The following is a 12,829-nucleotide window of genomic DNA, read 5'->3' as shown; positions in this document are numbered from 1 at the left end:
CGCCCTGTGCTGCTACAAGAGATACGTCCGCCTCACCACATAGGACACCGTCTTAGTCGGCATTCACGCCTAGCACGTTTCCCTGCAGATTCCTGTGCAGAAACGACCGCCGATCCTACGAGGAATCACCGAACGGAAAGCTCTAGACACCCCGTCTGACGTGCGCAGATGAGGTGTGGACTAGGGCCGTTTGGAGCTGTCAGGGTTCTGCCGGGCGCAACTCGGTGCCCTCGATCAAGGGGGACGTATGGACGTCATCATCGCGGCCGTCATCACCACCGTGGGCAGAATCGTTGTCGCGGTCATGGCCACGCGGCGGCGGGGCTCGGGGGATGGTGCGCGGTGAGGTGACGGACGCAAGAACGCGGCTCTGGCCGCGTCATGTCACCTCGTCGAGAGGCGGGTGAACAGGCTCCGCCCAGCGGGGCGTGGGCCGAAGTGCCGATCGGACTCCGCCTCGAGGTACTCCCGCCCTGTCACCAGGACCGCGGCCGTCCGCTGTTCGAGGTCCTGCAGGTGCTCGCGCACCTGGTCCCGCTGCTCGGGCCGGGCCGCGGCGGGGAGAGCCGGCCACAGGGCGACGATGGTGGCGATCCTGTCGGCGAGGACATCAGGACCGCTGAGTGGATCGAATGGCGCGGCAGCGGCCCGGAGGCATGGGACCACTGACCATGGACCCTGGCGCCGGGCCAGGCCCGCGGACCGTAAAGGATCAGGCGTCCACCGAGGCGACCGCTGCCCGGAATTCTTGCGTCATAAGGGCGGCCGTGCCGCGCTGGACAGGCGCCTCGCCCGAGACCCTGGACACCGCGGCACTCATGCGCTTGTACATCACCGCGTCGACCACGGCCTTGAATTCCTGGGGGGACGTCCCGGGTGTCCTGAACGACGACCATCGTGCCGAAACGGGTGCCGATCCACCCGATCGTGGTGACCTTCCAGCCGAGCTGGCGGGCCACCCTGCGCATTGCCGCCCTGATCAGCTCCACCCCGCCTAGCCCGACGGCCTCCTCATCGTCCAGGTTCACCTGATACGAGCCGCCAAAGCCGCCTGCACCCTCTGGACACGCACGACGCAGCAGCGGGAGCAAGGCCGTGGACATGGCGATGCAGCGCGGATCCTTTGCGTAGGAAGCCATCCGCGCATCGTAGAGCCGCGCAGACGCCGCGCACCGTCGTTCGACGGGCCGTCCGCTCGAAGGGGGCCGCGCCGTGCGTGCCTGCCGGTCAGACGGGTTCCAGGAGGTCGACGACGGAGAGCCCGGTCTCGCCGTTGACGAGGTTGAGGGCGACTTCGGCGCGGGCCGCGAGGTCGAGAGGGTCGAGGTCTTCGGCGTACGCGGCGTGCACGATGCGGTCCAGGCCCGCGCCGACCAGCGGTGCGGCGGTACGCAGCGAGGCCTCCAGTGCCACGCCCTGGGTGGCGCCGCCGTGCAGGACGATGTTCCGCATGCGGTACAGCCTGCGCAGCGCGATCCGGAAGGCGCCGGCGACGTCGCCCAGGACCGGTCGGGGGTCCTTCACCAGGTCGGCCATGCGCTGGGCAGCCGGCCCATCGCTGTACTTCTGAGAAGCATCAGGCTGTTGTCCCGATGGCCGATGGCCATGGTCCCGATGGGCGCATCGAAGCGCAGTTCGTCCATCGTGCGGCGCCTTCCTGGTGATTCGTGTGCTGCGCCGATTGTGGGGCCTGGGCCCAGCATGATGCCCAGCATTTACCGATCGCTTCAGAATGAAGGTCGGAAATGTCCCAAGGAGATGGCGTTGCAGGCGAGTTGGAGGAGCGCGAGGTGGAAGTCCGCACCGCCCTCACGGCCGGCGGCCCGCCAGCGCCCCTCGCGGCGAGTTGACGGCGGCTCGGTCCAGCCGCGGAGACAGCCAGGATCACCCCGGAATGCGGGTCAGCACGCAAGAGCAAGCAGCGGTCGCGCGACTGGACTCCGGGGTAGAGCAGGGCAAGGTCAAAAGTCCGGTGGACGCTCGCGGTGGCGGGCAGGATCAGCCGGGGAACTAGAATCGGAAACATGTTCGATGACCTGCCGCTCGACCTGGCACGCCTGCTCACTCTGCGGGTGTGGCACGCCGTGTGGCTGCAGCGCATCGACGCCAAGATCGCTGCCCTCCAGGAGCGGGAGGCCGAACAGGAGCAGGGCCGCAAGAACCGGTCTGCCGGACCTGGCCGGGTCGTCGAACTCGGCATCGGCACCGGGCGCCCGCCCATCGAGGTGCATGTGGGCGGCTGCTACGCCGCAGGAAAACGCCGGTGCCCTGTCCCGCGCAACGAAGCACGCCGACTCCTCACCTCGGGGGTGCGCGCCTGCGGTCACTGCCAGCCGGACACTGCACTGGAGGTCCTCGACTTATCCGCCGGCCCGGCTTTCACTACCGCGCCGCGCTGACCGACGCTCTGCAGTTCTGACGTTTTATGCTGAATTCGCGATGATTTATTCATCAATCACTCGGAACAGGACCCCTCTGATGACCAGCGCTCCCCGGCCGCCGATCAGTGAACCGGACCCCTCCACCTTCACCTGCTCCGGCGGCCTGGTCGGCCCGTGCTGCGGCTGTCAGCGCAAGACGCACAAGTACGGCAGCGGCGGCCTGCCCCTGTGCCAGTGGTGCATGACCCCCGTCCAGGAGGGCTGGGGATCCACCGTCCGCTTCACCAGCACCCGCCCAAAGGTGCTCTGATACCGACGGCGCGGTCCGGCAGCCGGTCGTGGCGGGTGCCTCGCATACGGATGTCGCCGCCTCCTCCTCAGCGCAGTTGCTCGGCCAGTCCGACGATGATGCCCTCCGGGCCGCGGAGGTAGCAGAGCAGATAACTGTCCTCGAACCGGGCGATCTCACCGACGAGTTCGGCGCCGTGAGGGCGCAGGCGGGCAACGGTGTCCTCAAGGTCGTCGACGGCGAACATGACGCGGTGCGTGCCCAGAATGTTGTGCGGCCGGTTGCGCGGCCCGGCGCTGATTGCCGCGGGGCTGCGGTACTTCGCCAGCTCGAGCCGGCTGTGACCGTCCGGGGTCCGGATCATAGCGATGTCACAGCGGACGCCGTCGAGTCCGGTGCACTGGTCGGCGACGAGGCCCTCGACCTCCGCCCTGCCCTCCAGCTCCATACCGAGTTCCACGAAGAACGCGATGGCGGCATCCATGTCCTCGACGACGATGCCGACGTTGTCCATCCGCTGAATCGCCATGCTGGTTTCTCCTTCTTCCTCGTGCAGCCGTGGTGACCGCTGATGCTCCTGGGACGGAGCCGGTGGCACGTTCTCGACATCCCCAGACCGCCGAACTCCGAAAAATCGTGAGCGGCACGCGAAACAGCCCCGTCCGGACGGATCCGGGACGGGGCTGCCACGCGGTTGCGGACAGCCACGGCCTTCACGACCCGGCCGGGCGGCATCCGCCGAACCGGCACCAGACCGGTTACAGGACCTGCTCGTAGGTGACGACGGCGGTCGGGCAGACCTCGGCAAGGCGGGCCAGCGAGTCCCGCTCGGCTGTGTCCGCCGTCAGCTGCCAGCGGAGCTTGTCCGCCACCCAGTCCGCGGCGTACTTGCACTGGTCCGCCGGCACGGGCAGCCAGGCCGCCGGGTCCTTGTCCGCCTTGGAACGGTTGGAACTGCCGGAGACCGCGATCAGACTGTTCGGCGCGCCCTGGTTGTTCGCGTACGCCTCACGCCGTGCCGCCGTCCAGAGCGCTGCACCGACTGGCGGGGAGCACTATTCGAAGTGCGCGATATTCGGAGAACGCCGTGGTGGTGCGCCACGGCAACCGCGGCCAGATTCATCAGGTGTGCCGCGAGGGGCAGGAGGAGCAGCTCCGATCATGGCTTGGTCCATCGTGTCCACGGTGAGCGCCCACGCGCAGCCGTCTCCGGACGCCGTGCACGGATAGAGCACCGTCCCGGCCAGCGGATGCGGCCACTCGTGTGGGAACTGCGGCATCGGGATGATCGCCGGCTCCGGGGGCGGGGCCTCCTCGGCGGCCTGGCGTGCCGCGTTCAGCGTGTCCCACATCTGACGCAGCGACAGCTTCGGAAGTACGGCAAGGATCTCGGTGTCGGTGAGCACGGTGGTCCCTCCATCGCCGGACGGCGGGACAGAATGCCACAAACACGACAGCCCGCCCTCAAGGGGCGGGCTGCATCCTCGGATACCTATTCGGGACCGGGCCATCGACCATCCCAACAACTTCATCAGTTCAAACCCCGCGTTCGGGGCTACGTGCGCCAGCTGTGGTGGCCTTCAGCTGTCACGGTCAGCCAGGTACAGCACACGCAGCTGGGAGACCGAAACGTAAGGGGGCGGGCCCTCGTTGCGATCTTGCTCCCACAACACATCGAGAAGTTCAGCGATGCGGCCGACCTGCCGGGCCACGGCAAGGGCAGGTTCGTGGCCGGGGGCTATCCACTCGGTCATGCGTATCCCCACCACGGCACCCGGCTCCCGATCCGGGCCGCCCACCCGCGGCAGCACGTGGCCGCGGCCAATCCAGCCCGACGAAGCTCCGGGCGCGTGGTCAACAAGATTCCGTCGTCTGTCATGACTGTTTTCTTCGGTCTCGATCCAAGTGCCCGCTCATCCGCCAAGACCCGAGTTGGGGCAAGGCCAGGCCGGAGCCCAGGTTGCCGGTCCAAGTCGTCTCAGGCCGCAGCCGTCGGATCCGCCGATCCCGCGTCGCGGCGGTAGGCGGCGTTCAACTGCTGAGCTTCCTCGAGCTGGTCTTCAAGGACGACGATCCGGCAGGCGGCTTCGATCGGGGTGCCGTTGTCGACGAGTTCGCGGGCGCGGGCTGCGATGCGCAGCTGGTAGCGGGAGTAGCGGCGGTGTCCGCCCGCGGAGCGCAGTGGGGTGATGAGGCGGGCTTCGCCGATCGCGCGGAGGAAGCCCTGGGTGGTGCCGAGGAGTTCGGCGGCCCGGCCCATCGTGTAGGCGGGGTAGTCATCGTCGTCGAGCCGGCCGTACGAGTCGTCTGCTGTCATCGCACCTCTCTGAAACAAACGCGTGGAGGGGCCCTGGCACCATGTGTGCCAGGGCCCCGAAGGAACTGCTACACCATCCGCCGGCCCTGATACTGCGCCGGCCTTCTGTATCCGCACGAGCTCACGAGGGGCGCAAGCGGGTGCGGGGATCGCGGTTGCTCGACCGGAGACCACCTCACTATCGATGTCCTGCGGTACCCGGGCTCGTCATTCCACCCGGGCGATCCTGATGGCGCCTCGCTCCTCCGTTCATTCCCTCTGGGATCAATCAACTTCAACTGCTGGTACTGCTCTACTGCGTACTGCTGGTGATGCGAACTGCTCAGTGGCCTCTCTCAGCGCCACTCTTCGGCAGCCAGCCCCGTCGCCCATCCTGCATCTGCTCTGGCTTAGAACCCCACTGCCGAACCTCCCGGTGCGCGCGCCCGCAGCCGACGCCTTCACCGGGGAACCACCCACACACCTGCACTGCGGGATACCGCGAACTGCACTTGCTCGTACTGCAACTTCAACTGCGGTCCTGCACGCGGTGGCCCCTGATCACTGCGGGCCACCCGGTCCGGTCGTCAGCCCCGTCGCCGACCTGCGACAACCCTGGCTTCGGAACTCCACCACCGCACCGTCCTGCCAACTGCAACTGGGTGACACTTCCCGGCAGTTCGTGTCTGCCGGGCCCTGCGGACTTCCTGACTACGAGAGAAACCATAGCCACACGATCTCGCAATGTCTACTCCAGCCAACACAGATTTTCACGGGGCTGCCGAGGAGGTAACCGGGGTCGAACAGCTGAGTTGAGGTCGGTACGATCACCAGCCGTCGTGACCTCTGCACGAGCCAGGAACGGGGCCGGCTCGCGTGCTGCGGCGGCCGTCCATCCGGGCCCGAAGGGGTGCCGCGGCACCGTCACCGTCTGATCCCGCTAGCGGAGAGAGAGTTCCGTGGCCAGCGAAACCAGCCCCCAGATGTCAGCTGAGCTCTCCGGGCGAGCAGGCCACTACGCCGTTGCTGTCGCCGAGTGCCTCCTGGAGGCGGGGCTGCCGGTGACCGGTATCCAGAGTTGCGGTCCCTGGCACGACGCGGACGGCGAGTACCTCGATGTCGAAGCGGGCATCTCGTTCACGCAGGCCTTCCAGGACCGACATGGCGGAGGCGACTGCGGGCTCCACTGGGCGGGAACGTCTGGCTGGTGGCTCTACGGCTGCGGCCAGGAGGACCGCTACCTGTCCGGCAGCCGGTGGCCCGGGGCCGGCCTGCTTCCCAAACCGGAGCTCGTCGCAGAATTCGTCGACGCTTTCTGTCTCGATCCGGCCGGGTCCGGCAGCAGTGAGCAGCCGTCCTACCGTCAGCAGGGCCAGGACTTCCCGACGCTGCTGGACGCCCTGGCCCCCTACCTTCCCGCCCAGCCGTTCCTGTTCGAGGATCCGCAGATCCGTTTCGCCGACCTGCACAGACGCGTCTACGACAACCGCGTGCGGCAGGCCCTGATCTCCTCTGCCTCCGCTCCCCTGACCCACCTGCACCTCCGCCAGGGCGAACTGACAGCCCTCCTGCACCTGCTCGAGTACGCCGAAAGCACCAACCCCAGCACCCTCACCAGACTGCTCGCCGCCGACCTCCGCGCCCGCGCAGGCCGGCCCCCCGACGCCGCAGAGACCCACCAGAGCGCACTCCAGGAAGCCAACCACCACCGACCCACCCCGTGACAGACACGAAGCGCAGCAGCGCGCACGGCACGGTGTCCCCAAAAGGGGCGCATCGTACGACGTAGGTGACGGATGATCTTTGGATGACCCCCGACCCGGCCACACAATGTGCCCACCAGGCCGACCGCGCCCCGCCCGTAGCGCCCCGTCGATGGACGACAGCTCAGGCAGCACTCCACTGGTGCGCGCGGCCGCCGCGCCACTCGATCCACCGGTCGTCGTCCAGGATGCTGTCGGGATCCTGGATGCCCGCGCCCTCGAGGAACACCACCAGATCGTGATCGCTGTAGGCGGTACCGAGGATCCCGTCCCGGCCCCGGGAGTGCATGGTCACTCTCCGGCCGCCTGTGCGGGAGGGCGGGTGTACGACGATCGATACTCGGCTGCTCCAACTCTCCGAGCCGGGGTACCCAGCCAACATGGCAAAATTCAATCTTAATAACCGTAAAAAAGACAAAACTGGTGACGGTGCCCTGTCTCCTGAGGAAGCCGGCCCGGAACCCGAGGTCGAGGAGCGGGCGCCGGACAAGCCGACGGAGCTGCCCAAACAGGCGTGGGGCAAGGTCCTGTCGGGGAGTCTGCGGGAGTTCAAGAAGGACGAGCTGACCGACCGGGCCGCAGCCCTGACCTACTACGGGGTGCTCGCTCTGTTCCCCGCCCTGTTGGCCCTGGTCTCTCTCCTGGGCATCACCGGGAAGTCGACCACCGACAAGGTCCTCGACAATCTCAAGCAGCTCGCCCCCGGCCCGGCCCGCGACATCCTCACCCGCGCCGTGGAGCAGCTGCAGGGCAACGCCGGCATCGGATCGATCGTCGCCATCGCCGGGCTGGTCGTGGCCATCTGGTCCGCCTCCGGCTATGTCGCGGCGTTCATCCGGGCTGCCAACGCCGTCTACGACATGCCCGAGGGCCGCCCGGTCTGGAAGATCCTGCCCGTCCGGGTCGGCGTGACCGTCGTGCTCATGGTGCTGGCAGTCGTCAGCGCGCTGATCGTGGTCTTCACCGGCGGCCTGGCCCGCCAGGCCGGCACCGCCCTGGGCGTCGGGGACAGTGCGGTGACGGTGTGGTCGATCGCCAAATGGCCCGTCCTGGTCGTCCTGGTCACCATCATGATCGCGATCCTGTACTGGGCCTGCCCGAACGCCAAGGTGAAGGGCTTCAAATGGATCACCCCCGGCAGCTTCCTCGCCCTGCTGATCTGGATGATCGCCTCCGTCGGCTTCGCGTTCTACGTCGCCAACTTCGCCTCGTACAACAAGACGTACGGCACGATGGCCGGCGTCGTCGTCTTCCTCGTCTGGCTGTGGATCAGCAACCTGGCCATCCTGCTCGGCCTCGAGTTCGACGCAGAGGCCGTACGCCAGCGGGCCGTAGCCGGCGGCCACCCGCCCGAGGCCGAGCCCTACACGCAGCCGCGCGACACCCGCAAGTGGGACGAGGACGACCTGCGCCGCATGAGCCAGGGCGATGAATAGCCGGCGCCAGAGAGCAGGCATGGGCGGGCGGGTGTGCAAACCCCCACCTGGGGATACCCGCTGCTCATGAAACTGACGGCGGATGTGCGTACAGCGGATCGGCAGCTGACCCAGCGGGCAGCCAGCCGCATCCCGCCAGGCGTCGGACGGATGCTGTCGGCGGTGGAGGAGACCGCGGAGAGCAGCAAGCTGTGGTGCGGTGCGGCATTCGTCATGGGCGCCTTCGGCGGACGGCGCGGACGCAGATCCGCCATAACGGGGCTTACGGCGCTTGCTGTCGCACAGCTGGTCTCCAACGGCGTCGGCAAACAGCTGGTCGACCGGCCACGCCCGCCCAAGGAGTGGATCGACCACGACGAAGTCGAAGACCGGCCTGCTTCCTCCTCCTTTCCGTCGGGCCACACCGCGGCCGCGGTCGCCTTCACCGCGGCCATAGCTCCCCTGTGGCCGCTGGCCGCAACCGCCTGCGCAGTGCCGGCCGCGCTGCTGGCTGTGGAGCGGGTGCAGTCGGGGGCCCACTACCCGACGGATGTCGCCGCCGGCGCACTGATCGGACTGGCCGGAGCCCGGCTCACCCGGCATGTCCCGCAGCTACTGCGGCACGTGCTGCAACGGCCTCGCACCGTCCCGCAGCTTTGGCGCAGTGCCGCTCGTTCTCTCTTCTGAACTGCGCGGTTCGGGGTACTCGCCCCCTCACCAGAGCGCGGGCCGTCTCTGCAGCCCCGCTGACAGGAACAGAACATCGCAGGAGGTGATCGCATGTCGAGTACACAACCGCACAACCCCAGCTCAGAGCCTCACGTGAACGGCGGAAGGCAGGAGCCGGTAGGCGAGCTGGTCCAGCATGCCTCCCAGCAGCTGACCGAGCTGGTGCGCGGCGAGATGAAGCTGGCGCAGGCGGAAATGAAGGAGAAGGGCAAGCGCTACGGCAAGAGCGGCGGCCTGTTCGGCGGCGCCTCGCTCGCCGGATTCCTGATGCTCCAGGCCTTGGTCGCCACCGCCATCGCGGCCCTCGACCTCGTACTGCCGCTGTGGGCGGCAGCCCTCATCATCACCGCAGTCCTCGGCGTGATCGCCGCCGTCCTCGCCCTCACCGGCAAGAAGCAGGCCGCGAAAGCCTCCCCGCCCACCCCCGAAAGCACGATCGAGAACGTCAAGGCCGACGTCGCTGAGATTAAGAGGAGCGCACACCGATGACCCACACTCCTGCCGACCAGCACAGCACCCCTGCCCCGGCCGAGCTCCGCGAACAGATCGAGCACACGCGGCACGAACTCGGTGACACCGTTCAGGCCCTCGCGGACAAGACCGACGTCAAGGCCCGTGCCCGGCAGAAAGCCGGCCAGCTGAAGGACGACGCGGTCGCCAGGGCCGGCGAGCTGAAGGTTCAGGCCACGAAGGCCACCTCCCGGGTCCAGGACAAGCTGCCCGACTCCTTCAAGCAGAAGGCAGCCCAGGCCGCCGGACAAGCCCGCGCCACAGCTACCCAGGCCGGACGGAAATGGGAAGAGAAGGCACCCGCCCCCCTGCAGCAGAAGACGGCACAGTCTGCGCAGCTGGCGCGGGAGCACCGCACCCTGCTGCTGACCGTCGCCGCAGGCATCGCCGTGCTGTGGCTGGCCAGCCGTATCAAGAAGGACTAGACAGATGAAGGCCTCGAAGATCGTCTACAAGCCAGTCGGACTCGCCATGGGAGCCGTCAGCGGCGTGATCGCCGGGGCCGTCTTCAAACAGGCATGGAAAATGCTCGCCCACGACAAGGACGCCCCCGACGCCACTGACGAGGGCCGCAACTGGGGCGAGGTGATCCTGGCCGCCACTCTCCAGGGCGCCATCTTCGCCGCAGTCAAAGCCATCGTCGACCGCACCGGCGCCGCCACAACACGCAGCCTGACCGGCACCTGGCCCGGCTGACAACGGATAGACGGGGCTGGCGGTCGGCCCCTATCCGCAGACTGCCCTCTGCCTGCCTTCTATAGGGACCACCCACCCCCCTCTGGCAGGCATGCCAGGGCGCTGCTGTCGCATCCGCGGATTGTGCACGGCGCCCGCGCCGGCTCATCAGCCGCATGCCCGCGCCCACCCGAGCGGCGGCGCGTGCCGCGTACGTCTTTGTGCTGGATGGTGTGCGCCGCGGGGACGGTGCGCCGTCTCGCTGCCGGCAGGGTGCCGTTGAGCCAGTCGGCGCGCGGGATATCAACGCTTCTGACACTGCGCGCCAGTCGAGGGGCCCGAAGCCCTGAGGATCCGCTTCGGGCCCTCCCCCCTGTGCCGCATCCGCGTGGCGCTGGCGTTCTCGCTGATGCAGGCTGGCGTTGCGGCCCGGCGCCGACTCACCCTCCGATGCCGGGCCGCCTCACCCCTTCCCGACCAGCAGCCGCCCTTGTTGTGTACGGGGCCTTGGGGATCTGGGGTGTTCGGCCTGGCTAGGTAAGGGCGTACAGGAGTGGCAAGCGGGTGAGGGCATCGTCCAGCAGACCCCGCAGCGCAAGGCGGGCTTGATCGTTGTTGTAAGGCGACGGAGATCCTACGGGTAGGGCTGGCCCCGCGCCGCCGGGCATGCTCGATACGTCCTGCATCGTCATGTCGTGAGCAATGAGACACAGCCCGAAGTCCGTGTGAGCCGAACGGGTGCGCGTACCGGCCCGGTGCCGACAGAGCCCACCGCTGGGCCTTCCTGGCCCCGCCCACCCATTGCCTGGGCCGTTGCCCCCGGCCGGCCCTGTCCGGCGCAAGCGCGGAGGGCCGCCGCCCGACGCGCGACGTCACCAGGCGAGCCCCGGCCCTCTTCCCGGCTCTCCGTGCTCAGTGTTCTGCGCCCCCCCACCACACACAACTAGGGGGCAAAACAGGAACGGAGGAGGTAAGAGGGTTGTCATGATGCCCGTTCGGGCCTAGTCAAGGGGTGTGTGTCGGCGGCGGTTGAACGATTCACGCGTCGCCGACACAAGGCCACATCAGCACCCAGCGAGGCTGCGCGACACGGCCGTTCTCGCCAGCACCGACCAGCTCAACCGCGGACTCGTGCTCGATCGTCATCTCACTCACTTGGCATCTCCATGATCAACAGATCCGCCGTTGATTAAGCCGCTACTGCGGGGCGGGTGTCTCACCGGAGACGGCCACGCCTGCCCGGCGGAAGTCCTCGAGGGTCGACGCTGTGGTATCCGGGGCGACGCCGACCGAGTAGTCCAGGAGCACGCGGGCGCGGAACCCGGCCTTGACGGCGTCCAGCGCGGTCGCGCGGACACAGTGGTCGGTGGCGATGCCCACCACGTCGACTTCTTCCACCTCCCGCGAGCGCAGCCAGTCCGCCAGGGAGGTGCCATGTTCGTCGGCGCCCTCGAAACCGCTCTTGGAGGCGCTGTGGGCCCCTTTGAAGAAGACGGCGTCCACTTTGTCGCCCGTGGCCGTGGGAGCGAAGTTCGGGTGGAACTCACCGCCCTCGCCCCCGGCCACACAGTGGACGGGGAAGCTGTCCTTGAAGTCGGGGTTCTGGGAGAAGTGGCTCCCCGGGTCGATGTGGTGGTCCCGGGTGGCCACGACGTACTGATAGTCAGACCCGGCGCTGCGCTCCACCAGATCGGCGACAGCGGTCGCGATCCGAGCCCCGCCCGCAACCGGGACACTGCCTCCCTCACAGAAGTCGTTCTGCACATCCACGACGATCAACCCTCGACCCATGACAAACACCTTTCAGCGAAACGGATGAACAGGACAAACACTGCTCCGGGGAGCCGGGACTCTCAGGAGCCGGCAACCCGGAGCGGGGAAGGCGGCTACGGAGCAGGGGTGTACGACACGACGCTGTCCTGGCAGGGGCCTTCGGTGAACACCTTCAGCGCCTCGAGTTCGGGAGCGTCCGCGGTCAGCTGCCGGCGCAGCTTGGTGGCCACCCACTCCCCACGTACCGGCACTGCGCATCCGGGGCCGGCGGCATTCACGCGGCCGGGTCCTGGTCGGACTTTTGACGGTTCGTACGGGCCGTCACCGCGACCAGCGACGCCGGCGCGCCCTGATCGTTGGCGTAGGCCTCACGCCGGGCGGCCGTCCAGGCAGAGGCGCCCGAATCCCAGGCTTCGGCGAGGGGCACCATATGGTCGATGTCCAGGGCACCTGGATCGGTGACCCCCTGGCCGTCGTAGTAGGAGAACCAGACACCGCCGGTCAGTCGGCAACCGGGGCCCACCTCCGGAGCCCTGACCGCCTCAGCCACGAGGACCTCGTTACGGGTGCTGCACCCGTCCGTGGCGATATCGCCGGAGTTCCAGTGCCGAAACGACGAACGGGTATAGCCGGAACGGTCCTCACCAGCGAGCCGCACCCGACCGATCGCATCAGTGAGCGTCGTCACCTGCGCAGCCCGCACCCCGTCACCAACCTGGGCGGCCTGTACGGGACTGGAAGCGATGAGCGGGACAACCGCAAGAGTCAGCGCGCCGAAGCCCCGCAGAAAGTTCTTGATCACCCCCGCGTTCTACCGGCCCCCCGGCCCCAACGGACGTCTAACCGGCTGTCTCTCACCCGCACGGGCGGACACATTCACCGCAGGAACGATTCAGAGGGTGTTTAGTCCCGTTGTTTCATCCCTGATTGACCAGTTGATGCTGTTTCACGTGCCGCGCCATGTGGGGGTGGATTCGGCGGTGAGTCTGCGGGTCATA

General features: G+C 67.9%; 18 protein-coding genes and 1 pseudogene. 9 read left to right on the top strand and 10 right to left on the bottom strand.

The features are described from left to right. Nucleotides 1–381 precede the first annotated feature (381 nt). A complete protein-coding gene (locus N4G66_RS44135) occupies nt 382–669 on the top strand; it encodes a hypothetical protein (RefSeq protein ID WP_261709974.1) in 288 nt (95 codons plus the stop codon). A 558-nt stretch (nt 670–1,227) separates the two neighbouring features. Here the strand turns inward: N4G66_RS44135 and N4G66_RS44130 are convergent. Together N4G66_RS44130 and N4G66_RS44125 are read right to left on the bottom strand one after the other, a co-directional pair. Continuing rightward, nucleotides 1,228–1,536 carry an integrase, catalytic region gene (locus tag N4G66_RS44130; RefSeq protein ID WP_261709973.1) on the bottom strand — a complete coding sequence of 103 codons (309 nt, stop codon included), beginning with the start codon at nt 1,534–1,536 and terminating at the stop codon, nt 1,228–1,230. Continuing rightward, entirely contained in the window at nt 1,521–1,643 is a 123-nt protein-coding gene (locus tag N4G66_RS44125; protein ID WP_261709972.1) for a hypothetical protein, read from the bottom strand. The genes N4G66_RS44130 and N4G66_RS44125 overlap by 16 nt, the downstream gene beginning before the upstream one ends. Nucleotides 1,644–2,024: 381 nt before the next feature. Between N4G66_RS44125 and N4G66_RS44120 the strand changes: the two genes are divergently transcribed. Further along, the gene (locus N4G66_RS44120; RefSeq protein ID WP_261709971.1) at nt 2,025–2,399 is read left to right on the top strand and encodes a DUF6233 domain-containing protein; all 375 of its coding nucleotides are present in this window, start codon (nt 2,025–2,027) and stop codon (nt 2,397–2,399) included. Nucleotides 2,400–2,478: 79 nt separating this feature from the next. Then, nucleotides 2,479–2,691 carry a hypothetical protein gene (locus N4G66_RS44115; protein WP_261709970.1) on the top strand — a complete coding sequence of 71 codons (213 nt, stop codon included), beginning with the start codon at nt 2,479–2,481 and terminating at the stop codon, nt 2,689–2,691. A gap of 67 nt (nt 2,692–2,758) precedes the next feature. Here the strand turns inward: N4G66_RS44115 and N4G66_RS44110 are convergent, their stop codons facing one another. The 5 genes from N4G66_RS44110 to N4G66_RS44090 form a co-directional block, all read right to left on the bottom strand. Continuing rightward, on the bottom strand, nt 2,759–3,199 hold the full coding sequence (locus N4G66_RS44110) for a VOC family protein (protein WP_261709969.1): 441 nt from the start codon (nt 3,197–3,199) through the stop codon (nt 2,759–2,761). Between the two features lie 229 nt (nt 3,200–3,428). Further along, nucleotides 3,429–3,578: a hypothetical protein gene (locus N4G66_RS45815; protein WP_315903769.1), complete on the bottom strand. Its 150-nt coding sequence runs from the start codon at nt 3,576–3,578 to the stop codon at nt 3,429–3,431. 147 nt (nt 3,579–3,725) lie between these two features. Continuing rightward, nucleotides 3,726–4,076 carry a hypothetical protein gene (locus N4G66_RS44100; protein WP_261709968.1) on the bottom strand — a complete coding sequence of 117 codons (351 nt, stop codon included), beginning with the start codon at nt 4,074–4,076 and terminating at the stop codon, nt 3,726–3,728. A 174-nt stretch (nt 4,077–4,250) separates the two neighbouring features. Next, nucleotides 4,251–4,424 (bottom strand): hypothetical protein, encoded by a 174-nt coding sequence (locus N4G66_RS44095; RefSeq protein WP_261709967.1) that lies wholly within the window; start codon nt 4,422–4,424, stop codon nt 4,251–4,253. A gap of 224 nt (nt 4,425–4,648) precedes the next feature. Beyond that, nucleotides 4,649–4,987 carry a helix-turn-helix domain-containing protein gene (locus N4G66_RS44090; RefSeq protein WP_261709966.1) on the bottom strand — a complete coding sequence of 113 codons (339 nt, stop codon included), beginning with the start codon at nt 4,985–4,987 and terminating at the stop codon, nt 4,649–4,651. A gap of 938 nt (nt 4,988–5,925) precedes the next feature. Here N4G66_RS44090 and N4G66_RS44085 point away from each other — a divergent pair. Beyond that, the gene (locus tag N4G66_RS44085) at nt 5,926–6,690 is read left to right on the top strand and encodes a DUF6292 family protein (RefSeq protein WP_261709965.1); all 765 of its coding nucleotides are present in this window, start codon (nt 5,926–5,928) and stop codon (nt 6,688–6,690) included. Between the two features lie 163 nt (nt 6,691–6,853). Here the strand turns inward: N4G66_RS44085 and N4G66_RS44080 are convergent, their stop codons facing one another. Beyond that, nucleotides 6,854–7,024, bottom strand: coding sequence for a hypothetical protein (locus N4G66_RS44080; protein WP_391858991.1), 171 nt, complete (start codon nt 7,022–7,024; stop codon nt 6,854–6,856). Nucleotides 7,025–7,109: 85 nt separating this feature from the next. Between N4G66_RS44080 and N4G66_RS44075 the strand changes: the two genes are divergently transcribed. From N4G66_RS44075 to N4G66_RS44055, 5 genes are all read left to right on the top strand, one after another. Then, a complete protein-coding gene (locus N4G66_RS44075; RefSeq protein ID WP_261709963.1) occupies nt 7,110–8,165 on the top strand; it encodes a YihY/virulence factor BrkB family protein in 1,056 nt (351 codons plus the stop codon). Nucleotides 8,166–8,231: 66 nt separating this feature from the next. After that, a complete protein-coding gene (locus tag N4G66_RS44070) occupies nt 8,232–8,831 on the top strand; it encodes a phosphatase PAP2 family protein (RefSeq protein ID WP_261709962.1) in 600 nt (199 codons plus the stop codon). Nucleotides 8,832–8,924: 93 nt separating this feature from the next. Continuing rightward, the gene (locus N4G66_RS44065; protein ID WP_261709961.1) at nt 8,925–9,362 is read left to right on the top strand and encodes a phage holin family protein; all 438 of its coding nucleotides are present in this window, start codon (nt 8,925–8,927) and stop codon (nt 9,360–9,362) included. Continuing rightward, nucleotides 9,359–9,808: a DUF3618 domain-containing protein gene (locus N4G66_RS44060; protein ID WP_261709960.1), complete on the top strand. Its 450-nt coding sequence runs from the start codon at nt 9,359–9,361 to the stop codon at nt 9,806–9,808. Before N4G66_RS44065 ends, N4G66_RS44060 begins: the two co-directional genes overlap by 4 nt. Before the next feature lie 4 nt (nt 9,809–9,812). Continuing rightward, complete coding sequence (locus N4G66_RS44055; RefSeq protein WP_261709959.1) at nt 9,813–10,079, top strand: DUF4235 domain-containing protein; 267 nt, start codon at nt 9,813–9,815, stop codon at nt 10,077–10,079. Between the two features lie 1,176 nt (nt 10,080–11,255). Here N4G66_RS44055 and N4G66_RS44050 read toward each other — a convergent pair. Both N4G66_RS44050 and N4G66_RS44045 read right to left on the bottom strand, forming a co-directional pair. After that, nucleotides 11,256–11,849 (bottom strand): isochorismatase family protein, encoded by a 594-nt coding sequence (locus tag N4G66_RS44050; protein ID WP_261709958.1) that lies wholly within the window; start codon nt 11,847–11,849, stop codon nt 11,256–11,258. A gap of 95 nt (nt 11,850–11,944) precedes the next feature. Continuing rightward, nucleotides 11,945–12,633 (bottom strand): annotated as a pseudogene (locus tag N4G66_RS44045) (GmrSD restriction endonuclease domain-containing protein). Nucleotides 12,634–12,829: the final 196 nt, after the last annotated feature.

It is taken from the genome of Streptomyces rhizosphaerihabitans (assembly GCF_025399795.1).
Lineage (GTDB): Bacteria > Actinomycetota > Actinomycetes > Streptomycetales > Streptomycetaceae > Streptomyces > Streptomyces rhizosphaerihabitans.
The sequence above is the reverse complement of the archived record's forward strand: the minus strand, read 5'-3'. Positions and strand labels throughout refer to the sequence as shown.

Coding starts and splice junctions, on each gene's coding strand:
- N4G66_RS44120 (WP_261709971.1), top strand. CDS start 2,025: ATGTTCGATGACCTGCCGCTCGACCTGGCACGCCTGCTCACTCTGCGG.
- N4G66_RS44060 (WP_261709960.1), top strand. CDS start 9,359: ATGACCCACACTCCTGCCGACCAGCACAGCACCCCTGCCCCGGCCGAG.
- N4G66_RS44055 (WP_261709959.1), top strand. CDS start 9,813: ATGAAGGCCTCGAAGATCGTCTACAAGCCAGTCGGACTCGCCATGGGA.
- N4G66_RS44090 (WP_261709966.1), bottom strand. CDS start 4,987: ATGACAGCAGACGACTCGTACGGCCGGCTCGACGACGATGACTACCCC.
- N4G66_RS44115 (WP_261709970.1), top strand. CDS start 2,479: ATGACCAGCGCTCCCCGGCCGCCGATCAGTGAACCGGACCCCTCCACC.
- N4G66_RS44095 (WP_261709967.1), bottom strand. CDS start 4,424: ATGACCGAGTGGATAGCCCCCGGCCACGAACCTGCCCTTGCCGTGGCC.
- N4G66_RS44050 (WP_261709958.1), bottom strand. CDS start 11,849: ATGGGTCGAGGGTTGATCGTCGTGGATGTGCAGAACGACTTCTGTGAG.
- N4G66_RS44070 (WP_261709962.1), top strand. CDS start 8,232: ATGAAACTGACGGCGGATGTGCGTACAGCGGATCGGCAGCTGACCCAG.
- N4G66_RS44125 (WP_261709972.1), bottom strand. CDS start 1,643: ATGGACGAACTGCGCTTCGATGCGCCCATCGGGACCATGGCCATCGGC.
- N4G66_RS44075 (WP_261709963.1), top strand. CDS start 7,110: ATGGCAAAATTCAATCTTAATAACCGTAAAAAAGACAAAACTGGTGAC.
- N4G66_RS44135 (WP_261709974.1), top strand. CDS start 382: ATGTCACCTCGTCGAGAGGCGGGTGAACAGGCTCCGCCCAGCGGGGCG.
- N4G66_RS44130 (WP_261709973.1), bottom strand. CDS start 1,536: ATGGCCGACCTGGTGAAGGACCCCCGACCGGTCCTGGGCGACGTCGCC.
- N4G66_RS44065 (WP_261709961.1), top strand. CDS start 8,925: ATGTCGAGTACACAACCGCACAACCCCAGCTCAGAGCCTCACGTGAAC.
- N4G66_RS44110 (WP_261709969.1), bottom strand. CDS start 3,199: ATGGCGATTCAGCGGATGGACAACGTCGGCATCGTCGTCGAGGACATG.